This is a genomic window from Pseudofrankia asymbiotica (genome assembly GCF_001983105.1).
GTDB classification, from domain to species: Bacteria; Actinomycetota; Actinomycetes; order Frankiales; family Frankiaceae; genus Pseudofrankia; species Pseudofrankia asymbiotica.
Genome location: NZ_MOMC01000014.1, coordinates 38,929 through 63,132, shown reverse-complemented (window position 1 = coordinate 63,132; position 24,204 = coordinate 38,929). Strand labels below are relative to the sequence as shown.

Annotated in this window: 20 protein-coding genes; 14 read left to right on the top strand and 6 right to left on the bottom strand. The window is 73.1% G+C overall.

Annotated elements, in window-relative coordinates:
* Positions 1-18: 18 nt before the first annotated feature.
* The gene (locus tag BL253_RS07110; protein WP_076814669.1) at positions 19-2,622 is read left to right on the top strand and encodes a CoA transferase; all 2,604 of its coding nucleotides are present in this window, start codon (positions 19-21) and stop codon (positions 2,620-2,622) included.
* Between the two features lie 9 nt (positions 2,623-2,631).
* Here BL253_RS07110 and BL253_RS07105 read toward each other — a convergent pair whose 3' ends face one another.
* Positions 2,632-3,048: a VOC family protein gene (locus tag BL253_RS07105; protein ID WP_076814668.1), complete on the bottom strand. Its 417-nt coding sequence runs from the start codon at positions 3,046-3,048 to the stop codon at positions 2,632-2,634.
* A gap of 212 nt (positions 3,049-3,260) precedes the next feature.
* Here BL253_RS07105 and BL253_RS07100 point away from each other — a divergent pair, with 212 nt between their 5' ends.
* Both BL253_RS07100 and BL253_RS07095 read left to right on the top strand, forming a co-directional pair.
* Positions 3,261-4,307, top strand: coding sequence for an isopenicillin N synthase family dioxygenase (locus BL253_RS07100; RefSeq protein WP_076814666.1), 1,047 nt, complete (start codon positions 3,261-3,263; stop codon positions 4,305-4,307).
* Between the two features lie 278 nt (positions 4,308-4,585).
* On the top strand, positions 4,586-4,888 hold the full coding sequence (locus BL253_RS07095) for a hypothetical protein (RefSeq protein ID WP_198946197.1): 303 nt from the start codon (positions 4,586-4,588) through the stop codon (positions 4,886-4,888).
* 18 nt (positions 4,889-4,906) lie between these two features.
* Here BL253_RS07095 and BL253_RS07090 read toward each other — a convergent pair whose 3' ends face one another.
* The 5 genes from BL253_RS07090 to BL253_RS07065 form a co-directional block, all read right to left on the bottom strand.
* Entirely contained in the window at positions 4,907-5,716 is an 810-nt protein-coding gene (locus BL253_RS07090) for an SDR family NAD(P)-dependent oxidoreductase (RefSeq protein ID WP_076814664.1), read from the bottom strand.
* A 112-nt stretch (positions 5,717-5,828) separates the two neighbouring features.
* Entirely contained in the window at positions 5,829-6,809 is a 981-nt protein-coding gene (locus BL253_RS42845; protein ID WP_096335934.1) for a MarR family transcriptional regulator, read from the bottom strand.
* Between the two features lie 83 nt (positions 6,810-6,892).
* Entirely contained in the window at positions 6,893-8,830 is a 1,938-nt protein-coding gene (locus BL253_RS42840; RefSeq protein WP_096335933.1) for a methyltransferase domain-containing protein, read from the bottom strand.
* Positions 8,831-8,961: 131 nt separating this feature from the next.
* Complete coding sequence (locus BL253_RS07070) at positions 8,962-10,647, bottom strand: FadD3 family acyl-CoA ligase (RefSeq protein ID WP_274535192.1); 1,686 nt, start codon at positions 10,645-10,647, stop codon at positions 8,962-8,964.
* Between the two features lie 409 nt (positions 10,648-11,056).
* Positions 11,057-12,034 (bottom strand): TetR/AcrR family transcriptional regulator, encoded by a 978-nt coding sequence (locus tag BL253_RS07065; protein WP_076814656.1) that lies wholly within the window; start codon positions 12,032-12,034, stop codon positions 11,057-11,059.
* Positions 12,035-12,985: 951 nt separating this feature from the next.
* Here BL253_RS07065 and BL253_RS07060 point away from each other — a divergent pair.
* From BL253_RS07060 to BL253_RS07010, 11 genes are all read left to right on the top strand, one after another.
* Positions 12,986-15,961, top strand: coding sequence for a sensor histidine kinase (locus BL253_RS07060; protein WP_076814654.1), 2,976 nt, complete (start codon positions 12,986-12,988; stop codon positions 15,959-15,961).
* Entirely contained in the window at positions 15,961-16,380 is a 420-nt protein-coding gene (locus BL253_RS07055; RefSeq protein WP_076814652.1) for a roadblock/LC7 domain-containing protein, read from the top strand. Before BL253_RS07060 ends, BL253_RS07055 begins: the two co-directional genes overlap by 1 nt.
* 131 nt (positions 16,381-16,511) lie before the next feature.
* Positions 16,512-16,883 carry a DUF742 domain-containing protein gene (locus BL253_RS07050; RefSeq protein WP_076814650.1) on the top strand — a complete coding sequence of 124 codons (372 nt, stop codon included), beginning with the start codon at positions 16,512-16,514 and terminating at the stop codon, positions 16,881-16,883.
* Positions 16,864-17,490: a GTP-binding protein gene (locus tag BL253_RS07045; protein ID WP_076814647.1), complete on the top strand. Its 627-nt coding sequence runs from the start codon at positions 16,864-16,866 to the stop codon at positions 17,488-17,490. The genes BL253_RS07050 and BL253_RS07045 overlap by 20 nt, the downstream gene beginning before the upstream one ends.
* Before the next feature lie 171 nt (positions 17,491-17,661).
* Positions 17,662-18,921 (top strand): LuxR C-terminal-related transcriptional regulator, encoded by a 1,260-nt coding sequence (locus tag BL253_RS42835; protein WP_241834589.1) that lies wholly within the window; start codon positions 17,662-17,664, stop codon positions 18,919-18,921.
* A gap of 413 nt (positions 18,922-19,334) precedes the next feature.
* A complete protein-coding gene (locus BL253_RS07035; RefSeq protein ID WP_096335937.1) occupies positions 19,335-19,670 on the top strand; it encodes a TcmI family type II polyketide cyclase in 336 nt (111 codons plus the stop codon).
* Positions 19,671-20,311: 641 nt separating this feature from the next.
* Complete coding sequence (locus tag BL253_RS07030; RefSeq protein ID WP_076814640.1) at positions 20,312-20,560, top strand: acyl carrier protein; 249 nt, start codon at positions 20,312-20,314, stop codon at positions 20,558-20,560.
* A 132-nt stretch (positions 20,561-20,692) separates the two neighbouring features.
* Entirely contained in the window at positions 20,693-21,190 is a 498-nt protein-coding gene (locus BL253_RS07025; RefSeq protein WP_076814638.1) for an SRPBCC family protein, read from the top strand.
* The gene (locus tag BL253_RS07020) at positions 21,187-21,630 is read left to right on the top strand and encodes a cupin domain-containing protein (RefSeq protein ID WP_076814636.1); all 444 of its coding nucleotides are present in this window, start codon (positions 21,187-21,189) and stop codon (positions 21,628-21,630) included. Before BL253_RS07025 ends, BL253_RS07020 begins: the two co-directional genes overlap by 4 nt.
* Positions 21,627-22,919, top strand: coding sequence for a beta-ketoacyl-[acyl-carrier-protein] synthase family protein (locus BL253_RS07015; RefSeq protein ID WP_076814634.1), 1,293 nt, complete (start codon positions 21,627-21,629; stop codon positions 22,917-22,919). The genes BL253_RS07020 and BL253_RS07015 overlap by 4 nt, the downstream gene beginning before the upstream one ends.
* The gene (locus tag BL253_RS07010; RefSeq protein WP_076814632.1) at positions 22,916-24,202 is read left to right on the top strand and encodes a beta-ketoacyl synthase N-terminal-like domain-containing protein; all 1,287 of its coding nucleotides are present in this window, start codon (positions 22,916-22,918) and stop codon (positions 24,200-24,202) included. Before BL253_RS07015 ends, BL253_RS07010 begins: the two co-directional genes overlap by 4 nt.
* Positions 24,203-24,204: the final 2 nt, after the last annotated feature.

Here is a 24,204-nt window from a genome sequence, read left to right as displayed (position 1 = left end):
GTGAGGGTGGGTGGGCACATGGCGGCGGGAGCTGGCGCGGCCAGCGAGGCAGGGACGAGCGGGCGGCCTCCCGCGTTGGCCGGGGTTCGGGTCCTCGAGGCCTCGGTGACCCGAGCGGGCCGGGTCGCGGGAATGCTGCTTGCCGACCTGGGCGCTGACGTGGTGCGCGCGCGGTTCCCGGCTCGCACTGGCGGCGTCACGGCTGGTTCGACGCTGGCCGACGAGCTGGCGCGGTTCGACGCGCCTGCCGGGCCTGACGGGCGGCCGGTGGTTGAGGGGGCGGCGGGGCCGGCGTCGCCCGCGGGGCTGCTGTGGGACCGAGGCAAGCGCGTCGCGCGGATGACGGCGCGGGACGTCGGCCGGCTGGCCGGCGGGGCGGACGTGCTGATCGTCGATCACACTCCCGGCCAGCTGGCYGAACTCGGACTGGACACGGCGACGCTCGCCAGGCGTCACCCAGGGCTCAACCAGGTGTGGCTGCCGCCCTATGGCGAGCACGGCGAGTGGCGCGAGGCCGCCGAGGACCCGCTGCTGCTCGCCGGTCTCGGCGGGACCGCGGCACGCAACCCGGCGACGCTCGACTGCCCCGTCGCGCCCGTCGCCACGACGATCGTCCAGCTCCACGGGGCGCTCGCCGCCGCGGCGGCCGTCGCCGCGCTGCACGGCCGCCGCCGGGACGCGGGCCGCGGGCATGCCGTCACCGTGAGCGGGCTGCACGCCGCGATCGCCCAGCTCGGCATGATGACGCAGGTCGGCGTCGACCAGCCGGTCGTGAAGGGGAACCGCTCCGGCCGCGGCGTCCCGTTCTGGCGCATCTACCAGGCCGGCGACGGCCGCTGGCTCTACCTCGCCGCGCTCGTCCCGGAGATCTTCTTCCGTGCCCTGGACGCGATGGACCGGATGGACGTCCTCGTCCTACCGGGCGTCGACGGCGACTGGAACAAGGTCCTCGTCTATGACGAGGGCGGCCGGCTGGTCGCCGACGAGCTGGAGAAGGAGTTCCGCAAACGGCCGCTGCGGGCGTGGCTGGACCTGTTCGCGGCCGCCGACGTGCCCTGCGCGCCGATCGCGACCCGCGCAGAGTGGGCCACCCGCGACATCACCGAGGCCAACCGGAGCTTCGTCCAACGCGCGCACCCCACCCTGGGCACCGTCAGGATGCCCGGCTTCCCGGTCGACCTGGCCGGCACCCCCGCGACCCCCGGCGCCTTCGCGACCACGGACCTGGAGCTCGGCCCGGACGGCGAGCTCTGGCCGGCCACCGAGGCGCCCGCCGTGGAGCCGCCGGCCGTCATCCGTGCCCGTGCCCGTGCCCGTGTCGGTGACGGTGACGGCGTTGGCGATGGCGATGGCGATGGGGTCGGCGGGGGCCTGCCACTGCGCGGTGTCTCGATCGTCGACCTGTCCTCCTACCTCGCTGGGCCGCTGATCGGCGAGATCCTGGCCGACTGGGGCGCGGACGTCGTGAAGGTCGAGCCACCGGACGGCGACCCGTTCCGCGCGTTCCCGATGTCGGTGCTGGTCGCGAGCCAGCACAAGCGCGACCTGGCGCTCGACATCGCCCGCCCCGGCGGCGCGGACCTGCTGCTGCGGCTGCTCGCCGGCGCGGACGTCCTCGTCGAGAACATGCGGCCCGGACGGCTGGAGAAGCTCGGCCTCCCACCCGAGCGGATCGCCGCGGCCCGGCCCGACCTGGTGCGCTGCGGCGTCTCCGCGTACGGCCAGGCCAGCGCCTACGCGGGCGCGCCCGGCTTCGACCCGGTGTTCCAGGGCCTGTCCGGCCTCGCCGACGCGCAGGGCGGCGCTGGCGACCCGGTGCTCACCCCGATCCCGCTCAACGACACGGGCACCGGGGTGCTCGGCGCCCTCGGGGTGCTCGCCGCGCTCTACGCCCGCGACCGTGACGGCGCCGGCCAGCGGCTCAGCCTGAGCCTGGCGAACACGGCGACCTACCTGCAGGCGCCCGAGCTCACCGAGTTCGCCGGCCGCCCCGAACCAGCCCGCGGCGCCACCAACTTCCCCGGCCCCACCGGCGGACATCGCTACTACCGGTGCGCCGACGGTTGGATCGCCGTCGCCGCCGTGACCGCGGCGCGAACCCGCGACCTGCTCGGCGCCCTCGGCGTCGAGGCGCCTGGAGACACCGACCCCGCCGAGGTTCTCGGCGGCGGGATTCTCGGCGGCGACGAGGTCCTCAAAGGCGACTGGCTCGTCGACGCCGTCACCGCGGCGTTCGCGGCGCGGACGGTACGGGCGGCGGCGGCCGAGCTCGCGGCGCGGGGCGTTCCCGCCGTCCGCGCCGTCATGGGGGATGACCACGTCACCGACGAGCACCTCGTCGCGAACGGCTTCACCCATCTCATCGACGACCCCCGGTTCGGCCGGTTCCACGTCGTCCGCGGTTACGGCGCCTGGAGCCGCGACGCGGGCCGCCCGCCGTCGCGTTCCGTGCTCGTCGGCCACGACACCCACGAGATCGTCGCCGAGCTCGGCTACCCGCCCGCCGAGCTCGAGGCCCTGCTCGCGGCGAGGACGGTCGCGGGCGTCGACCTGCGCGACGTTCCCGAGGGCTCGCCCTACGGCCCACCCGCCCCGCCGTCGTCCCGCCCGGATGGCGGCTGACCGACCCGGCTAGGACGCGGGGTCGGGGGAGATGAACTCGATCCGGTTGCCGACCGGGTCGAGGCTGTAGAACTGGCGGTGCCCGGGGAAGTCGTGCGACCAGGTCACCGCGACGCCCGCGGCGGCCAGCCGTTCGGCGAGTGCGTCGAGGTCGGCGACGAGAATCGCCGGGTGGCCCTTGGTCGCCGGGGTGAAGGCCGGGTCGACGCCGACGTGCAGCTCGAAGCTCGCGCCGCGGAACCAGGCGCCACCGCGGGCGGCAAGCGGCGGTGGCTTCGGCACCTCGGTGAGGCCGAGAAGCCCGACCCAGAACGCCCGGCAGGCGTCCTCCGCGCCGGCGGGGATCGCCAGCTGCAGGTGATGTAGGCCGACGAGGCCGGTGAACGGCCCGTCGACGGCGGTGGCCGTGCTGGCGCTGCTGGTCACGCGGCTGCCTCCCTGAACGCCGAGTTCTCGTGGGCCCAGCCTAGATCCGTCGCTCGGTCCGCGTCCTGCCCTGCCCTGCCCTGCCTTTGGACGGTCGTGACCCACCGCGACGGCGGCCACTTCTCCGGGCCCGCTCGTGTCCCGCCTGCCTATATTCGCCCTCGTCGGCAGGCGGTGGCAGGCGATGGTGACCGGACGACGGAGGTGCGCGGATGGCTGGTCTGGTCCCGCTGGTCGACCTGTCCGGATGGCGTGCCGGCGGCGCCGCCCGCCGCCGGGAGATCGCCGCCGAGGTCGACGACGGCTGCCGGCGGGTCGGCTTCCTCGAGATCGTCGGGCACGGCATCGAGCCGGCGACGATCGAGACGGCGCTGGCCGCGCTCGACACCTTCTGGGCCCTGCCCGCGAGCGTGAAACTGCGCTACGTCCCCGCCGACGTCATGACCAACCGGGGTTACAGCCCGCCGCGCGCCGAGTCGCTGGCCTACAGCCTCGGCGTCGACGCCGGGCCGGACACGTTCGAGGCGTTCAACAGCGGCCCGGAGGGCTGGCCCGCCGGCGACCCGGTCCACGAGCGCGAGCGCGACGGCGTCTTTGCCGCGAACCTGTGGCCGGACGAGGTTCCGGCGCTGCGCCCGGCGCTGACCGCCTACTTCGGCGCCGTCGCCGGGCTCGCCCGCCGGCTCGCCGAGATCTTCGCCGTCGCGCTCGGGCTTCCCGAGGGCTACTTCGCCCCGTTCACCGACCACTCGACCGAGACGCTGCGCGCGCTGAGCTACGTGACCGCCGCCCGTCCGGACACCGGTGAGCCGGGGGAGCCGGCCCGGATGGGCGCGCACACCGACTACGGAATCCTCACCGTCCTGCACGGCGACCGAGTGCCCGGCCTGGAGATCGTCGGCCCCGACGGCGCCTGGCACTCGGTGATCCCGGGGCCGGGCGGGCTGCTGGTGAACCTGGGCGACCTGCTCGCCCAGTGGACCAACGACCGCTGGCGCTCGACCGTGCACCGGGTGGTGCTGCCCGCGCCGGTGGCCGGCCGCGCGACCCGGCGCCGCTCGATCGCGTTCTTCCATGACGGCAATTACGACGCAGTCGTCGAGTGCCTGCCCACGTGTACCGGGCCGGACGACCCGCCGCGCTAMCCGCCGGTCGTCGCGGGCGACCATCTGACCGCGAAGCTCGTCGCGCCGCGGCTGCACCGCCCGACCACGGCCACCTCGACGCTGGGCGACCGAACCGACGCGATAACCCCGTGACCCGGTGTCCGGTCGCAAGCAGCGGCTTTCTGCTTCCTTGACGCCCCGACGTCGCAGAGAACCACCAAACTGAATCCTCCACGGGGAAATCTCCTTGGAGGCTCTTCGCGCTGCTTTTTCGCCGTGGAAAGAATGGGTGAGCGTAAGTCGCCATCGAGGCGGCCTTTCCCGCCCTCGCGGAGGCGCTGCGGGCGCTCGGCCCGAAAAAGAGGCCCTTGTATCATGAGATCGTTCTGGCTGGGCTGCCAGCGACGCTCTGGGATCGGTGGGAGATGTACGTGAACAGTGCCCTTGGTCGCCCTTACCGCAGCAAGCTGCTCGGCGAGACGGCCGCCCGCGCCCACGCCGAGGGCAGGTCAGAAGGCAGGGTCGAGGGTGAGGCTCTCAGGGCGGGGCGAATGCTCCTGACCGTGCTCGAGGAGCGCGGGATAAATGTCCCCGACGACGTCCGCGGGCGGATCCACTCCTGTGCGGATCTGGACCAGCTTGATACCCGGTTCCGCKGCGCGATCACCGCCCCCACCGTCGACGATGTCATCCGCGAACAGCCCAAACGCGCTCGACGACAGGAAAGCGCCTGACGCACGGATCTGCGCCCGTCAGGCCAGGAGGGCGCCGCCCTCGACGGCGAGGATCTGGCCGGTGACGAAAGCGGCCGCGTCGGAGGCCAGGTAGACGACCGCGGCGGCGATCTCCCGGGGTGTCGCGGTCTGCCGTTCGAGGACCGTACGGCGCCCGATGCTGGGCGAGTCGCCGCTGTTCTCCCGTTTCGCGATGACCCCGTCGGCATGCCAGCGGCTGCCCGCGCTCACGTCGTTCGCCCAGTCGTCGGGGAGTGTGCCGTAGGGGGCGACGGCGTTGACGGTGATCCCGTGCGGCCCGACCTCCTTGGCGAGGATCTTGGTGAACGTGTGGACCGCGCCCTTCATCGCCGAGTACACGGCCAGCGTCGGGTCACCGATCAGCCCGGCCGTCGACCCGATGTTGACGATGCGCCCGGAAGCTCGGTTGATCATGCCGGGCAGCACGGCGTGCGCGCAGTTGAGGGTGCCGGTGAAGTTCAGGTCGATGTCGCGGCGCCAGGTGTCCGGGTCGGACTCGACGAAGTAGGCGAAGGCGACATTRCCGCCGACGTTGTTCACCAGCAGGTCGACCGCGCCGAACCGTTCCTCGACCGCGACCACCATCTGGCCGACCTGCGCGCGGTCGACGACGTCGACGGAGTGGAACACGGCGTTCTTCGCGCCCGCGGCGAGGGCCTGCTCGCGCACCCGCTCGCCCGCGGCCTGGTCCCTCGCGGCGATCACGACGTTCGCTCCTTCGGCGGCCAGTGCCAGCACGATGCCCCGGCCGATGTTGGAGTTCCCGCCCGTGACGACAGCCGTCCGCCCCAAAAGACCCATGTCCATGCCGAACCTCGTCTCTGTGACGCTCCTTGCCCCCGCCGCGAGCGTCCTCATACCAGCACGGACCGCGGCCACCCGCACTCGTTGCGGCCGCGGTCCGGCCTGGCCCGGGACGTCAGGCCGCCGCGAGCTCTGTCCGCAGTCGCAGCGCCCGCTGGGTGACCTCGGCGAGGACGCGCTTGGCGGCCGCCAGCTCGGCCGGGTCGAGACCGCCGAAGACCTGTCCGCTGATCCGCCGCACCGAGGCGAACACGGCCGCGTGCAGGTCCTCCCCTCGCGCGGTCACGCGCACCGGGCCGGCGCCGTCGAGCCCGGTCAGGAGGCCCGCGCTGTCCAGGCGGCGCAGCATCGCGTCCACCTGCTCCTCGTCACGGCGCAACTGACGCTGGCTCGTCAGGAAGGCCAGCAACTCCGGGAGGGTCATCGGCGGGCGCAGCGTGAGAACGCGGAGTACGACGTACTCGTCAGCGTTGACCTCCGTGCCCGCGACGAGCGTCTCGAGCAGGCCGTGCACCGCGCCCTCCGCCTCACCGAGGTCCTGGCCGGTCAGGGGTGGTAGCTCCGCTGGTGTGGTCATGTCCCTGCTCCCTACCTGTCGTGGTGATTCCTGTTCGGCGATGGTGCCGGCGGTCGCCGGTGGTGCGCCAAGGAGCGTCCGCAGGGTGTCCGCGAGGTGGCGGTCGTTCGCGCCTCCGGGGCCGCCGATCGGCGCGAGCAGCTCCTGGTGCAGCCCCTGCACCCGTTCGACCGCGATGCCGACGGTCTCGACGCCCTGTGGGGTCAGCGCGAGTTCCACCGCCCGGGAGTCGCGGCCGCTGGTCGCGCGGGTGAGCAGACCGGCCTGTTCCAGTGCCCGGGCGAGCTTGGACACGAAGATCGGCTCGAGACCGGTGTGGTCCGCCAGCTCTCGCTGACTGGGCCGCGCGTCCGACCCGCCGGTCATGCCACGGAGTGACGCGAGCAGCGAGTACTGCGCGTGGGTCAGGCCGAGGTCGGCGAGCACCCGGTCCACCCCGGCGCGGAACTTCATCGTCACCCGCCACAGCAGGAACCCGGTCGTCGCCCGCTCGATCATGCTCACAGCAACAACGTACATGGCAACAATGTCCATGGCAACTATGTGGAGCGCCGGTGGGGGAGTTCGTTGGGAGTTGGGGGGGGCCGCCGTGAGGACGGGTGTCAGGCGGCCCGGGCCGAGATGCGGGGCGGGCGGCGGCCGGCGACCTGGTAGAGACGGACGGCCCCGGCCATGGCGGTGAGGGCTGGCTGGGGAACCGCGAGCAGCGCGGCGCGCAGGTCGTCCAGATGGGCGGCGGAGGCGAGGCCCGCGTCAAGGGTCGCGTCCCGGGTCGCGTCCAGGGCCTCGGCCAGCAGGAGTGGCGAGTCGAACGGCAACGGAGCGGCGCTGAGGCCGGCCGAGATGTCGGTCAGGCCGACGGCCGTGAAGAGGGCGGGCAGGCGCGGGCCGATCTGTGGGTCTCCGCCCTGGGCGCGGATCGTCATGGTCATGAGCTCGATGAGTTCGGTCAGGACCCCCGGCGGCGCGTCCTGCGGCGGCGTCGTCGGGACGGTGAGGTAGACGTCCTCGACGGCGACCACGCCGCCGGGACGGACCGCCGTCGCCATGGCGCGCAGCGTCTCCATCGGGTCCGCGAGGTGCCCCAGCAACAGCCGGCAGTAGGCCAGGTCGAACCCACCGCGCGAGGCCGGCAGCCCGCCGGCGTCCGCGTTCAGGAACGCGACCCGCGCGCCCACCTGGGCCGCGTTGTGGCGGGCGACCCGCAGCGACGCCGGGTCGCCGTCGACGCCCACGATCCGCCCGCCAGGCCGGACCCGGCCCGCCAACAGCACGCTGACCTGGCCATGCCCGCACCCCACGTCCAGGCAGCGCCAGCCGGGCCCCAGGCCCAGCCCGGTCAGGAACGCCTCCGTGCCCGGCTCCAGCGCCCGGGACTGCGTGGCCAGCCGATGCGCGTCCGCCTCGCCACCGCGCAGCGCGTAGCCGACCGTCGGTCGCACGGTCCGGGCACCGGCGGGCGCCTCGCCGGGCGGGACGTCGCCTGGCGGGACCTCGCCGGGCGGGACGTCGCCTGGCGGGAGCACCGGCGGGGTGGACGGCGCGAAACGGTCGACGGTGATCTCGCCGGGCTCGTCCGGACCGACGTGTTGGCCCGCGGGGCCGCCAGTGGGTGCGCCGGATGGGGTCGCATCGGGCAGCGGGTTGGCGCCGGGCCGCGAGGCGGCCGGGGAGTCCTGCGGGGTGGCCGCGGGTATCCCGGGTGCCGGCGGCGGCATCGCCCGCGGGCCGGTCGTCTCCGGCGGGTGGGTCGGCAGCCTGGCCGCGGCCTGGTCGGCGAGCCTGCCGAACCAGGACCAGGCGCGTTCGGCCGCCCGGTCGGCCCGTTCCGCCCATTCGGCCAGGTGCGGATGCTCCGCGTGCGCGCCGGCCGCGGCCGCGGCGTCGGGGCCGGGGTCGGCGATGTCGTCTTCGTCGTGGTGATCGGCGCTCTGGTCGGCGATGGGGCTGTCCGGGGGGGAAGGCTCATCCCAGTGCCGGGCGCCGAACTGGGCGTAGGGGTCGGAACCGTAGGGGCTGGACAGGCCAGAGCCGTACGGCCCTGGACCGGCCGCGGGCCAGGCGAGTCGGGTGGCCGCGGTGCCGGTACCGGCGAGCCGCCGGCTCGCCCCCGCCCGCCCTGCCCCCGCCCGCCCTGCCCCCGCCCGCCCTGCCCCCGCCCGCCCCGCGCCGCCGGCGTGGTGCGCGGCCCGGTCACTGCCGCTCCGGCCGTGGCCGGGCGGGGCCTCGTCCGGATACGGCCAGGCTCCGGGGTCGCCCTGGTCGCCCTGGTCGTTCTGGTCGCTCTGGTCGTCAGGCGTGGCGAGTTCGGGGAGCGGGTCGGTCAGGGGGTCCGGCCGGCGCTCGGCGGCCCGCGGACGGGCCGGGGATTCCGGGGCGTGGGCAGGCGCGGTCTGACCAGAGCGGCGCGCGTCGTCGGCCCTGCGCTCTTCGGTCATCCGGTCGTCGGACAGCCAGTCGTCGGACCGCCTGTCGCCGGGCCGGGTGTCGCCGGGTCGCGTGCCGTCGACGTTGCCGTCGTGGCGAGCCTGGTCGCCCATGTGTCACCCCCGGACCCTCGCGTCCCATCGTGCGCGCGGTGGCCGGCGACCCGCCACCCGGAGGGCGGCGGTCGCGACGGGCGTTCGGACAGGTGTTCGGGACGGGCGGGCCGGGTGCCCGGAAGGAGCGCTCAGGAGCGGCGGACGGCGGCGGCGGCGCGGGCGCGCAGCTCGTAGCGGACGACCTTCCCGGTGGCGTTGAGCGGCAGCGCGTCGACGATCTCGACGTAGCGGGGCGCCTTGTAGTTCGCCATTCTCTGCCGGGCCCAGGCGATGATCTCTGTCGGTTCGGGCACCGGCTGGCCGGTCCTCGGGACGACGTACGCCATGCCGACCTCGCCGAGCCRCTCGTCGGGGACGCCGACGACGGCGACCTGGGCGATCACCGGATGCTCGGCCAGCATGCCCTCGATCTCCGCAGGGTAGGCGTTGAAGCCACCGACGATGAACATGTCCTTCTTCCGGTCGGTGATGGCGATGTTGCCACCGCCGTCCATCACCCCGATGTCACCGGTCCTGAGCCAGCCGCCGGCGTCGATGGTCTCGGCGGTCGCCGCGGGGTTGTCGAGGTAGCCCTTCATGATGTTGAACCCGCGGGCCAGGATCTCGCCGGGCTCGCCGCGCGGCACCTCCTCGCCCGCGTCGTCGACGACGCGGATCTCGACGCCCTCGAGGGCGCGGCCGGAAGTGCGCGCGACCAGCTCCGGGTCGTCGGTGTGCCGGCACATGGCGACCGTTCCCGTGGTCTCGGTCAGGCCGTAGCCGGTGACGACCGTGCGCAGGCCCAGATCGGCGCGCAACCGGCGGACGAGCTCCACCGACACCGGGGCGGCGCCGGTGACACCGAGCCGCCAGCTCGACAGGTCGTATCCGGTCAGGTCGCTGTTGAGGATCGTCTCGTACACGGCCGGCGGGCCGGGCAACATCGTGATCTTCTCTTCGCCGACGAGCCGCATCACGGCGGGCACGTCGAAGACCGGGTACGGGACGAGCGTCGTGCCCACCAGAATGGTCGCGAGCAGGCCCGCCTTGAGGCCGGCGGTATGGAAGAACGGGTAGACGAGCAGGTAACGGTCGCCGTGGCCGAGCCCGATGACGTCGGCCCAGGCCGTGTAGAGCCGGGTCGACGGGCCGTGGGCGAGCATCGCGCCCTTCGGCTTCCCGGTGGTGCCCGAGGTGAAGATGATGTCGCTGAGGCTGTCGCCGGTCAGCGCGGCCGCGCGGGCGGCGGTGGTCTCGGCGGGAACCAGGGCGGCGCGGGCGGTGAGATCGTTCCAGGGGATGGTGCCCGGGCTGGCTGGTCCGTCGAGCGCGACGACCTCGTCGAGGTCCGGCAGGTCCGGTTCGGCGAGGATCGCTGCCGCGTAGTCCGTCTCGAGGAAGTCGGTGACGGTGAACAGGATCCTCGCCCGGGTCGCGCGCAGGAGATCCGCGGCCTCGCCCGCCTTGAACCGGCTGTTCACCGGGACGAGGACCGCGCCAGCCCGGTAGATCCCGAGTGCGGCGACCATCCAGCGGTAGCCGTTCGGTGCCCAGACCGAGACCCTGTCGCCGGCCTCGACACCGCTGCCGACCAGGGCCCGCGCCACCTCGTCGGCGGCGGCCGCGAGCCCGGCGAACGTCAGCCGGACGTCGCCGTCGACGACGGCCTCGTCGTCCGGCCACAGCCGGGCGGCCCGCTCCAGCGCGGCCGGGATCGTGGGCGGCGGCATGTCCTCGGCGGCTGGCGCCCCCGCGCCCGGGCCGCCGTCCGCGCGGGCGCCGCCATGATCGCTTGGCTTCGAGCCTAAGTGGTCGTCGCTGTCCTTGGTGGTCATCTGGCGCTCCGCTCCCTGTGGCTCAACGGCTCAACGGCTCAACGGCTCGATCGCAGGGTGGCCGGCGTGGGGGCCGCCCTGTCCGGGTGCCCTCCCGCGGGCCGCCCGTGACTGTCGCGGTGGTGACGAGAAGAAGCTGACGTGGGCCGCGGCCGGACTCCCGCACGCGGCACATGACGATATGCGTTGGTCGAACGTGGGCCAATCGGATCGAGGATCATCGGGAAGCTCGACCGCTGGCCGCCGCACGGGAATGATGCGGATGTTTCGCGCCCAGACTCATCCGCTTTGCGTCGTGCCCAGTCCGAAGTCATCCGGGAACCGGCCTTGGCGTCGGGTGAAGATCCTTGCTCGGGTATGCGGCCGGACCGCCTGTCCCAGTGGAGAGAACCGAAAAACGCCCGTCCGATTAACCGGCCGGCGTGCCGTCCGGAGGCGGCGCGAAGGCGGCCGCGACAGTGGACAGGAAGATGTCATCAGGAAGTGCCGCGCTGTCCGCGGAGACCTCTGGATCCATTGCGTGATACGCCGTGACCATCGCCGAGAACAGCCGGGCAAGGCAGCCCGGGTCGCCGGGTCGCAGCGTGCCGTCGTGCTGGCCTCTGACGAACAGCTCGGCCTCCAGCTCGATTGCCGCGTCGTAGCCACGGGCGAAGCCCTCGCGAAAGCCGGGTGTACCGGGTACGCCGGGCGTGGACATGAGCTGGATCGAGAGCCGGCCGAACTCCGGGTAGCGCCGGTGGAAATCGACCTGTGTGCGGGCCAGCCGCGCCAGCAGCTCCGCGCCGGTGCCCTCGGCCGCCAGGCAGGCGGCCATCAGTTCCATCAGGTCGACGGTGCGCCGGTTGAGCACCGCCTGCAGCAGTTCTTCCTTGCTGTCGATGAACAGGTACAGGGCGCCGATCGAGAACTCGCACCGTTTCGCGACCTGCTGCAGGCTGGTGCCGCGGTAGCCCTGCCGGCCGAACAGCTCCTCGGCCGCGTCCAGGATCTGCTCCCTGCCGACGCGCAGTCGCTCCTGGCGGCGCAGCTCGCGCGGGCTGAGGACGGCGGGCCCGCCAGCGTCGTCCTTCGCCGCGGCCGCCCCGTTCTTCGCCGTGCTCATGCCGTGCCTGGCCGAGCCCGCGGCGCTCTTCCCCGCGTCGGCGTCGTTCCCGCCCGCGCCCGTGTCGTCATCGGCCGCGACGGCTTCGTCCCGCGCCGTGCCCGTGCTGGCACCCGTCGGCCCGTCGCTCGCCCTGGCCGTAGCCGTGGCGTCCGCCGGTCGCGCGGTGCGCGCGTCCGCGCCGCGGGCGCCGGCGGCGGCCGCGTGGGTGGCGGCCGGGCGGGCCTCGGCGGGGGCGGCCGGGGCGGGACGGAAGGTCCTCCCCGGCGACGTGGTGGCCATGTCCCCAGTGTCGCACCGGACGCGACCAGCGGCGCCGGTCAGGCGGCGGGCCGTCGCGCGTGGCCGGCCCGCGGGCCGCTGCCCGGGGCCCTTCCGGCGCCGGGCAGGACTCCTCGCGCCGAGCGTCGCTCTGCCAGGCATTACAGGGATGATTCCGTTCCCCCGCTGGTTCCACAACGAACCGATGGATGGTCCGCAACATCGGGTGAGGCGGTGCCCTGGCCGCCCCGCGACGGTGATCCACTCAGGGTCATCGGCCGGACGCCGCGGCCCGGGGCGAGGGGTCCGCCGGCCTCGCCGCGGAGGATCCCTGCGGTGGCGCATGTTGCCCGGGTCGGCGGCCGCGCGTACGGCGCGGAGCGGGAAGCCGCGGGCCGGTGAAAGGTGACCACTGTCACGGCGATAGCCGCCAGGGCGCCTCCGGAGGACCACGCCCATTACTCCGTGTACGGATCGGAGAGGGCGGGGAACATGGCGGCCGAACCGGGCGTGAACCCGCGGCGCGCGTCATTCCACTCTGTTGTTCGACCTGCGGGTTTGTTTCGTTCTCGCCGTCGGCGGGATGGTCCGGACGGACTCGACGACGAGATGGTCGACCACGCRCAAGAACTACTGTGTGTGACGGGAGGTCGCCACTCGCAAAACGGTGGCCGTGCTCTGTTGTTCTGGCGATGCGATTCCGCTCGTTCCGGTGCTCGCGGTGGCCGTTCGCCGATGCCCCGTCATCCTGCAGATGCAGGGGGTCAGTACAGTTGCCGATACCTTCCAGGCAATGGGACGCGGCCGGGTGGACCACCGCGAACCGGTGGTCCACCAGTGCGCTCGCATCGTCTGGCGGGGTCAGTTGGCAGTTACGCGGACGGCGCGGCTCGCCGTTCCCCCACATAGTCGCCCCACACGTGGCCCGCACCCAAGGCGCCCTGCTGGCCGGGCGTCGGACGAGAGGACCGGATGCTCCAGAACTGGCCCATCCGCTCGAAGCTGGTGGTAATTCTCATCGTCCCCTTGGTGGCCCTCGCCGTGCTCAGCGCTATACAGGTGCGCGGCAACGTCGAGAGCGTGTCGTCCGCGAACCGGACCAAGGCGCTCGCGGGCTTCGCCATCAGGGCGAACGCCCTGATCGCCGCCCTGCAGACCGAGCGCAACGGCTCGCACACGGTGATCGGCACGGGCTATGGGGCGCCGCCGGTCATCGTCAAGCAGATCCTCACCGACGTCCGGCCGCTCGTGGACCGGGCGGCCGATGACTACAACACCGCCGCGCGGGACCTGCCGGGGAGCGCCCGCAACAGCCTGGGCGGCACCCTGGCCGGCATCGACGACCGGCTGTCCAAGCTGCCGGCCTACCGCCAGACGGTCGACCGCAGGCAGGCAACCCTTCCGCAGGACATCGTCTACTACGACGGGCTGATCAACGACCTCCTGGAGCTGGACGCCCGGGTGGCGTCCGGCAGCCGCAACGCCGACCTGATCTCCGGTGCCGCCACCCTGACGGCGATCTCGCGGGAGAAGGAGGCCGCCGCCCAGGTGCGCGGCAACATCGCCCGGATCTTCTTCCTCCAGCAGTCCGACCCGGACCTGATCCTGCAGATCCAGGGCCAGGCCGGCACCGAGGATGGTTGGCAGTCACAGCTGAGGATCACCGCGACTCCGGCGGAGCGCGAGCTCTACGAAGCGACAGTGACCCCGCTGGCCAGGAACGTCGCGACCATGCGCGACACGGTGCTTCGGTCGCTGATGATGAGCGACAGGCAGACGATCGAGCGCGAGACCTGGCTGACCGTCTCGGCACAGAAGATCTCGAAGATGGAGGACGTCGAGCGCCGGATCGCCACGGACCTCGCCGCCACCGCCGACCGGATCGCGACCGACGCGACCCGCCAGGCCGCGATCAACTCCCTGGCCGTCGCGCTCGTCCTCGCGCTGTCGGTGCTCATCGCGCTGCTCGTCGCGAGCCCCATGATCCGCCAGCTGCGCCGCCTGCGGGAGGGTGCGCTCGAGGTCGCCGACCACAGCCTGCCCGACGTCGTCGAGCGACTGCACCGCGGCGAGCCCGTCGACCTCGCGGCCGAGGCGTTTCCCGTCCCGGCGACCACCCGCGACGAGATCGGTCAGATGGCCGACGCGTTCAGCACGGTGCACGAGGTCGCCGTGCGCACCGCGGTCGAACAGGCCGCGATGCGCAAGAGCATCGGGGACACGTTCCTCAACCTCGCGCGCCGCAGCCAGGCACTGATCCACCGCCAGCTGAAGATCATCGACGCGCTGGAGCGCAAGGAGACGGACCCGGACGAGCTCGAGGAGCTGTTCCGCCTCGACCACCTCGCGACCCGTATGCGCCGCCACGCGGAGGACCTCATCGTCCTCTCCGGTTCCAAGCCGGCCCGTGGCTGGCGCCGGCCGGTCCCGATCAAGGACGTCATCCGCGGTGCCGTCGCCGAGGTCGAGGACTACACCCGGGTCAAGGTGCTGCCGGTCGGCGGCGGCGCGATCAGCGGCCACGCCGTCGGTGACGTGATCCACATGCTCGCCGAGTTCATCGAGAACGCCACCTCGTTCTCGCCGCCGCACACCCCGGTGCATGTCACCGGCCACGAGGTCTCCAACGGCTTCGCCATCGAGATCGAAGACCGCGGCCTGGGCATGAACCCGGCCGAGTTCAAGTCCCTGAACGACCGGCTGGAGAACCCGCCGCCGTTCGACCTGACGACCTCCGAGCGCCTGGGCCTGTTCGTCGTCGGCCGGCTGGCCGAGCGGCACGGCATCAAGGTCCGTCTGCGTACCTCGCCGTACGGCGGCACGATGGCGATCGTCCTGATCCCCGGCACGCTGCTGCGGCCGAACGAGGGCGTCGTGGACGAGCTCACTCCCGCCGGCACCGGGGGCGGCCGGGAGCTCGCGGCCGTCGGCGCGGGCGGCGCCGACCCGGAGCCGCTGGAGCTCGGCGCGCCGGGCGGGCGCGCCGCCGGGGTCCCCGGGGGGATGCTCGCCCTGCCGCCGGTCGACGCCGGTCCCGCCGGCGCCAACGGCCGCGCGGGCGACCGGGGTCTGGCGGCCGACGAACCGGGATCGATGACGAGGGACCTGGCGCTTCCGCCCGGACCGACGTCCGGGGCGCTGGCGCTGGCCGGGCCGGCCGGCACGCTCGACCCGGGGGAGCTTCCCGCCCCGCCGCCGCTGTCCAGCCCGATGCCACCGGTGCCGCCGGAACTGCCGGGCGACGAGTCCGGCCCGCGCGCGATGTTCGGCGGTCAGCCGCCCCGCGGCGACGACGAGCCGCTGCTCGACGACCTCCCCGTGTTCGCCACCGTGCGGTCAAGCTGGTTCATCGCCGACCGGCCCCGCCGCGACGCCGCGGCGCCGCCGGCCGACGACCCGCTGCTCGGCGCGCCGGCCGTGCCGGCCGGGCCGTTGACGGCGCCGGCCCGGCCGGCCCGGCCGGCGTACCCCACTGCTTACTCGGCGCCCGTGCCCCCGCCGCCGCACCCCGCCGATGACGCGCCTGACCCGCGCTTCGGGGCTCTGCCGAACCGGACCTCGCCGCGGCACTTCCAGCCCGGTGGCCCGCAGCCCGGTGGCTCGCAGCCCGGCGGCCCGTCGTATCTGGCTCCCGAGGATCCCCCCGGCCCGGCCACGCCCGGTGGCGGGATCGCCGGGGGCGGCCGGACCCGTGGGCAGCGAGGAAGCCAGGCGACGCCGCAGCCGACCACCGAGGTCGGGCTGCCCCGCCGGATGCGACGGGCGAACCTGGCTCCCGAGCTGCGCCGGGACAACCCGGCTCAGAACCGCCCGCCGCAGGTGGTGGCCGGGCCGCGCTCGCCGGAGGAGATCCGGTCGATGATGTCGTCCTTCCAGTCCAACTTCGGACGAGGGCTGGCGGACGCGCAGGGTTCCAGTGACGGTGACGATCAGAGGAAGGTGACCTGATGAGCCCGGTTGGGCCGTCCGAGAACATGAGCTGGCTGCTCAACAACCTCGTGAAGAAGGTGCCTGAGGTCACCTACGCGATCGCGCTTTCCTCGGACGGCCTGTTGCTCGCCACGTCGGCGGGAATGGACCGGGCGACGGCGGACCAGCTTGCCGCCGTCGCGTCGGGCTTCAACAGCCTGGCCCGGGGCGCGGGGCGGTTCTTCGGTSGGGGGAGCGTCCGGCAGACCATCGTGGAGATGGAGCAGGGCTTCCTGTTCGTCACCGCTGTCGGCGACGGCGCCTGCCTGGCGATCCTTTCCAGCCCGGGCGCGGATATCGGCCTGATCGCCTACGAGATGGCTCTCCTGGTCGCCCGGGTGGGAGAGTTCCTTACCCCAGAGCTACGCGCCGAGATGCAGGCGGCACTGCCGATCTGAATCGCAAGTGAACCTTTTCCCGCTCAGCTGGGCTTGAGATGGCCACCACGGCACCCCAGATGACGACGGAAAATGTTTCAAGTCAGCACGGACATCCTGTGGACGGCACGGACATCCCGAGGAGAGTCGGAGTGTCGCGAGAAGAGGAGTGGTTCGACGACGAGGCCGGTCCGGTCGTGCGTCCCTATGCGGTCACAGGGGGACGCACCAGGCCGAACAAGGGCTCGCTCGAACTGGTCGCGCTGGTCACCACCACGTCGCAAGGACGGGCGGCGGCCACGTCGCTCGACCAGGAGCAGCGCGCCATCGCGGCGCTCTGCCTRCGGCTGCAGTCCATCGTGGAGATCTCTGCCCGGTTGAACATTCCGGTCGGAGTGGTCCGGGTCCTCGTGGGCGACATGCTCGACGCGGGCCTGGTCACGGTGCACCGGCCCACAYGTCCCACGAACCGACCTGACCAGGCCCTGATCGAGAAGGTGCTCAGTGGACTACAGGCCCTCTAGTGCGAGGCCGCCAAGAACCGACGCCGCACCAGCCCCGAGTCCAGTCAAGATCATTATCGCGGGCGGGTTCGGCGTCGGCAAGACGACCTTTGTGGGCTCCGTCAGCGAGATCACCCCGCTGACGACCGAGGCGGCGATGACCTCCGCCAGCATCGGCATCGACGACACGTCGGCCGTCAATGGCAAGACGACGACCACCGTGGCGATGGACTTCGGCCGGATCAGCCTGCTGGACAGCGTGATCCTGTACCTGTTCGGCACGCCGGGCCAGGACCGGTTCTGGTTCATGTGGGACGAGCTGGTGCTCGGCGCGATCGGCGCGGTGGTGCTGGTCGACACCCGCCGGCTGGCCGACTCGTTCCCCGCGATCGACTATTTCGAGGAGCGGGACATTCCRTTCCTGATCGCGCTGAACCATTTCGACGGCGCCAAGCGTTACGAGGTCGCGGACGTCCGCAAGGCGCTGGACCTCGAGTCGAACCGGCCGGTCGTGATGTGTGACGCCCGGCGGCGGGAGTCGGTTCGCCAGACCCTGGTGGCCCTTGTCCGGCACGCGCTGGACGTGGTCTCCACGGAGAACCGCGAGCGCGACCTCGCTGGAACCTGACCGGGCGTGGACGGCCCGGTGTCCCGGCCGGGTGGTGGGGCTGCCGACCCGCCCGCCGGCCCGCGGAACCTGGCCGTCCACCCAGTCGCTCCCGGCCGGCACCGGGAGCCCAGGGCGCGCGGCGCGCGGGGACACGTCGAAGGAGCGGCGTACTGGCGGGCGGAGGGGGCATTGTTGGATCTTCTCGGGCTCGATGACGTCACGGCGGCGCTCTACCGGCTGTGGCTGCGCGACGAGAACCTCAGCATCGAGGGTGCCGCGACCGCGCTGCGCCAGCCGATGGCGGTGGTGACCCGGTCGCGCGACCGGCTGGTGGCGCTGTCGCTCCTGGTCGCGTTGCCGGGCCGGCCGGGCAGGCTCGTCGCGGCCCATCCAGAGGGGCCGCTGGAGCAGCTCATCCAGGCCCAGCACGAGCAGTTGATCCGCCGGCACGAGCACCTCGTCCGGGCACAGTCGCAGGTGGCGGCGCTCGTCTCGGAGTTCCGCGCGAGCCGCCAGGAGGCGCCGGGCGGGGGAGGGCTGGACCGGGTCGCGAACTCCGCCGCCGTGCGCACCGAGCTCATCGGGATGGTGGGTGCCGCGCAGCGCGAGGTGGTCTCGGTGCGGACCAGGGCGACGCTCGCCGAGCTCGCCGCGGACCTGCTGCCGCTGGAGCTCGACGCCCTGCGCCGCGGCGTGCGGATACGCGCCGTCATCGCCCGGCCGCGTGCCGGGCTGGCATGGTCGACCGCCGTCGAGCACCTCGCCGAGGTGGTGGCCGCCGGCGCCGAGATCCGGCTGGCCGACGACCCGGCGGTCGACCTGACGATCGTCGACCGCCGGCTCGGTCTCGTGCGGCTCATCGGCGGCTCGGGTGGCGTCGGTCCGGCCGGTGGCGGCGGGCCCGGCACGGCGGGGGCGGCCCATGGCGCCGACGTCGGCGCGATGGTCGTGCGTGGCACGGATCTCGCGAGCCTGGTGACCGTGCTGTTCGAGCAGCTGTGGGAGAACGCCGACCGGTTCGGCGTCCCGGCCGGCTCGACCGGTCCCGGCGGCACTGGTGGCCTCGGCGCCACCCAGGAGAGCGGCGAGCTGGCGCTGGCCGGCGCGCGGCGGGCCGCGGGCGCGGTGTCCGGCCGGCTCGGCGAGCCGAGGGGCGGCGCGGGGCAGGCCGGGCACGGCGGCCAGGACGACGCCGACTGGTCGGACGAGCCGGGCGACGCGGAACCGGACGGGCGGGCGGGCGACGGTGACGACAACGCGCCGCCGTCGCCGGCGGAGCTGCTCCTGCTGCAGCTGCTCGCCGACGGCGCGAAGGACGAGTCCGCGGCCCGTTCGCTCGGTGTCTCGGTGCGCACGGTCCGCCGGATGGTCGCCGACCTGATGCGCCGCCTGGAGGCCCGCARCCGCTTCCAGGCCGGCATCCTGGCGAAGCGCCGGGGCTGGCTGTAACACCTGGCTGGATAGGGCGCCACCGCTGGCGCGGGTGGCGTGGACAGGGCCCGGAGGGTGCCGGGCTGGAGAAAGGATGATCGCAACACCGTTGGGCCAAGTGCACGAGTTGTGGCAACAGTGTGCCAACGCAACTAGTTGCCATGGGGAGGCGTCCGGGAACGCCGGACGAAGCGGGGTCACTGGGCACAGACTTCCCGCGAGACACCGCATCCGGGACCGGGCGCGGCGCCAGGCCCAAACAGCACATTGGCCTCGTCAGCGCCGCAACGGCCGCCTCGGCCCCTGCGCCGCCGGCCACCGGAGCGGTTCTCGCGGCTCGGCCTGCTCGACCGATAGATAGTGCTGTGAGGAGAGAAAGTGTCGACAACCCAACCGCGTACACCCGCGCAGTGCCCAGCGGGAGGTACGCGGTGAGCCACCGGACGCTGATCGTCGCTCGGATGAATCCATCGGATGAACAATCCGTGGCGGAGGTCTTTACCGAGTCCGACGGCGGGGAGCTGCCGCACCTTGTCGGGGTGTCGCGCCGGGAGCTTTTCGCCTTCCACGGGCTGTACTTCCACCTCATCGAGGCGGAGGAGAGCATCCAGGCGCCGCTCGCCGACGTGCGGGACCACCCGCTGTTCGTCGACGTCAACACCAAGCTCGAGAAGTACATCACCGCGTACGACCCCGCGACGTGGCGTGGCCCGCGCGACGCGATGGCTAGGAGCTTCTACACCTGGAGGGCGGACTCCGCCCGCTGACGGTGCCCGACGGCGGCCGGCCACCGCCGGCCGACCRCCGCCCCGCGGCGCCGGACCCGCGCCGGACCGGCCGGACGCCAGTCCCGCTGGCGCCGTGCGCGGCGCCAGCGCCGTTCTCCCGCCGCGTCTCGCGGCGACGGCGCCCACGTCCCACGCCGAGGCCTCGTGACCCCAGGTGCCGCGTGGCCCCGCGTCCGTGACAGCCGTCCTCGCCACCCCGCCGCCCGCCCGTCCGAACCCACCCGCGTCACCACCCCTGGCCCTGGCCTGACCGGCCGGGGCCCGAGCGCGGGCGGGCCGGTACGCGCGTGCCCGCCCGGCCAGTGCCGACCGCCGCGGGTGCCTTCTCGCCAAACATGAGAAGTGGGCGCGCGAAACGGTCGCGACGGCTTCTCGCGGGCTGGGTCCGTGAATTCGGCATTAGCTCGGTGCCTGGCATCAACCTGCCCATTTTTGGGCCAGTGGCCGTGCGGATCTCCTTTGCGCGGGCGTCATTGCCTGACACCCGCGGCGGGCTCCCGCCGAGCGGCCGGCCGGTTGGCAGGAAAGTGACGGCGGCGACATTGGCCGCTAGTTCGGGTACTCATGGTCCATCGTCGGTGGTAATCCTTGATTAGCTAAGCCCTAGAGGAGGGATAACCGTGCCCCAGCCATGGGACTCCGCCGCTCTGCTCGATTTCCTGGTCACCCAGGCGGGCCTTCCCGAGTCCGACCTGCCGGCGACGCTCGACGTCACCTTCGAGGACATCGGCCTGGACTCGCTGGCCTACCTGCAGCTGCAGTCGGAGGTGCTCGGCTCGCACGGCGTGGAACTGCCCGCCGACCCCCCGCCCGGCTACACCCTGGYCGACATCCTGGACGCCGTGAACCTCGCGCTCACGGTCCGCTAGCCCGAGAACCGCACGCTACCAGGCCTTTTCCCGCCCACGGCCGGGCAAGGCGCGTCGCCAGCCAACGCTCCACTCTCTCCGCGAAACCAGCCCACCGTCCTTGAGACAGTACCTACTCCCGAGGAGACCCCCGTGAACGGGCACACTGACAACTCGATCTGGATCGACGCGGACATCGAAACCGTCTGGGCACTCACCAACGACCTGGAGAACTGGCCCCGCCTGTTCACCGAGTACGCGTCCGTTGAGATTCTCGAGTCCAGGGACAACACCTTCAAGTTCCGCCTGACGATGCATCCCGACGAGAACGGCCAGGTGTGGAGCTGGGTGTCGGAGCGCACCCTCGACCCGGTCAACCACCGGGTGCGCGCCTATCGCGTCGAGACCGGCCCGTTCGAGTTCATGCACATCGAGTGGACGTACTTCTCGGAGGGAACCGGGACTCGGATGCGCTGGGTCCAGGACTTCCGCATGAAGCCGGCCGCGCCCGTCGACACCGCCGGAATGGTGGTACGCATCAACACCAACACGCCGCGCGAGCAGGCCGCCATCAAGGAGAAGGTGGAGAACGCCGCGCGCCAGGCGTCGGCCGCCGCCACCGTCGCGGCCACCGCCGGGAGCGCCCGGTGACCCCCGCCACCGCGGTCGCGGCTCCGAAGATCAAATCGATCCACGACGTCCCGGCCAACCGCCGCCGAGGCGGTGACATCCGCACGATTCTCTCGCCGGCCACCGTCGGCTCGAAGGCCGGCTTCATGGGCACTCTGACGCTCGCGCCCGGCGAGATCGTCACCGAGCACTGGCACCCGTACTCGGAGGAGTTCCTCTTCTGCGTGCGGGGCGAGGTGACGATCCAGCTGGACGGCGAGGAGTACCTGCTGCCCGCCGAGAGCGGCGTCCATCTCCCTGTCGGGACCCGGCACCGGCTGGTCAACCACGGCGCCGAGGAGGCGTTCTTCGTCTTCTGCTCGGGGCCGCTGGCGCCCCGGCCGGACCTCGGGCACGTCGACACCGAGCAGCCGTCCGCCGCGCAGGCGGCGGCGCCCCACCCTCATGTGGGCAACGCATGACACGCAGACGCACGGCCATCACCGGCGTCGGGGTGGTGGCGCCGGGCGGCCCCACCCGCAAGGAGTTCTGGGCGATGATCACCGACGGCCGCACGGCGACGCGGCGGCTGTCGCTCTTCGACCCGACGCCGTTTCGCTCCCAGGTCGCGGCCGAGTGCGACTTCGATCCGCTCGTCGCGGGCCTGAGCCCCCGTGAGGTGGCTCGTAACGACCGGTTCGTCCAGTTCGCGCTGGTCGCCGCGGCCGAGGCGGTCGCGGACTCCGGCCTGGAGTTCTCCGGCCAGGACGTGGACGGCGCCGAACCGGGCGCCGGCCCGGTCATCGGGGTGAGCCTCGGCAGCGCCGTCGGCGCGACCACCAGGCTGGAGAACGAGTACGTCGCGGTCAGCGACGGCGGCCGGTACTGGGAGGTCGACCCGCGCTACGGCAGCCAGTTCCTCTACCACGCGCTGGTTCCCAGCTGCCTGGCCACCGAGGTGGCGACGCGGTTCGGCGCGCACGGCCCGGCGTTCGTGGTGTCGACCGGCTGCACCTCCGGCATCGACGCGGTCGGCTACGCCCATCAGCTGATCGTCGACGGCGAGGCGGACATCATGATCGCCGGCGCCTCCGACGCCCCGCTGTCGCCGATCTCGATCGCCTGCTTCGACGCGATCCGGGCGACCTCGGCGCGCAACGACGACCCGGAGCACGCCTCCCGGCCGTTCGACGCGAGCCGGGACGGGTTCGTCATGGGTGAGGGCAGCGCCGTCCTGGTGCTGGAGGAGTACGAGCGGGCTGTGGCTCGCGGCGCGCACATCTACGCCGAGGTCGGCGGATACGCGTCCCGCTCGAACGCCTTCCACATGACCGGCCTGCGCCCGGACGGCACGGAGATGGCCGAGGCGATCCGCCTCGCCCTCGACGAGGCCCGGGTGGACCGGAGCGACGTCGACTACGTCAACGCGCACGGGTCGGGCACCAAGCAGAACGACCGGCACGAGACTGCCGCCTTCAAGCGGTCGCTCGGGGCACACGCCTACCAGGTGCCGGTCAGCTCGCTGAAGTCGATGGTCGGGCACTCGCTCGGCGCCATCGGCTCGATCGAGCTCGCCGCGTGCGCCCTGGCGATCGAGAACGACGTCGTCCCGCCTACCGCGAACTGGGCCACCCGTGACCCGGAGTGCGACCTGGACTACGTGCCCAACATCGCCCGCGACCACCGGGTGGACGTGGCGCTCTCGGTCGGCAGCGGCTTCGGCGGGTTCCAGTCCGCGATCGTGCTCACCGCCCCGGGGCGGGCGGCATGACCGCGGGCACGGTTCTCACGCCGGGCACGAGCCGGGCCGCGGGGGAGGAGGCGGCGCCGCTGGCGCGGCCGGTCATCACCGGGCTCGGTGTGATCGCCCCGGGCGGCGTCGGCGTCGAGGAGTTCTGGGCGGCGACCCTGCGCGGCGAGCTGGCGATCACCCAGATCACCCGGTTCGACGCGTCCGCCTACCCTGCCCGGCTCGCCGGCCAGGTGCCGGACTTCGACCCCGTCGACCACCTGGACAACCGGTTCATCGTGCAGACCGACCGGTGGACGTGGTTCGGCATGGCGGCGAGCCGGCTCGCGCTCGCCGACGCCGGCTACGACCCGGCGACGCGGGACCCCTACGAGACGTCGGTGATCTTCGGGGCCGGCTCGGGGGGCAACGACTTCGGCCAGAAGGAGCTGTCCCGCCTGCACACCCGGGGCCGCACCGCGGTGTCGGTCTACCAGTCGATCGCCTGGTTCTACGCGGCGACCACCGGCCAGACCTCGATCCGCCACGGCCTGAAGGGCCCCAGCGGGGTCGTCGTCGCCGACGGCACCGGCGGCATCGACAGCCTGGCGCAGGCCAGGCGCACGATCCGCCGCGGCACGGCGAGCGTGCTCGCCGGCGCCGCCGAGTCGGGCCTGACGCCGTACGCGCTGACCTGCCACCTCTCCAGCGGCCGGGTCAGCGCCGCGATCGACCCGCGGGCCGCGTACAAGCCGTTCGACGTGCGCGCCAACGGCTACCTGCCCGGCGAGGGGGGAGCGACGCTGCTCGTCGAGCACCCGGCCGCCGCCGCCGAGCGGGGCGCGCCGAAGGTCTACGGCGAGATCGCCGGTTACGCCGCCACGCATGACGCCCACCACCACAGCCGCCCGGCCGCCAGCCCCGCGTGGCTCGCGACGGCGATGCGCCGGGCGCTCGCGGACGCGGGCGTCGAGCCGGGCGAGGTCGACGTCGTCTTCGCCGACGGCGCCGGCTCGCGCGACCTCGACGCGCTGGAGGCGGCGGCGCTGCGCGACGTGTTCGGCGCGGGCGCGGTCGCGGTGACCGCCCCGCAGGGGCTGGTCGGGCGGCTGTGCGCCGGCGGCTCGGCGCTCGCCGCGGCGACGGCGCTGCTCGCGCTGCGCGACGGGGTGCTGCCCGCCGTCGGCAACCTCGACGAGCCGGACCCGGCCTACGGGCTGGACCTGGTCCGCGAGCCGAGGCCGTGCGCCGCCCGGGTGGCGATGGTCGTCGCCCGTGGCTTCGGGGGCTTCAACAGCGTCCTCGTCCTGCGCCGTCCAGCCTGAGA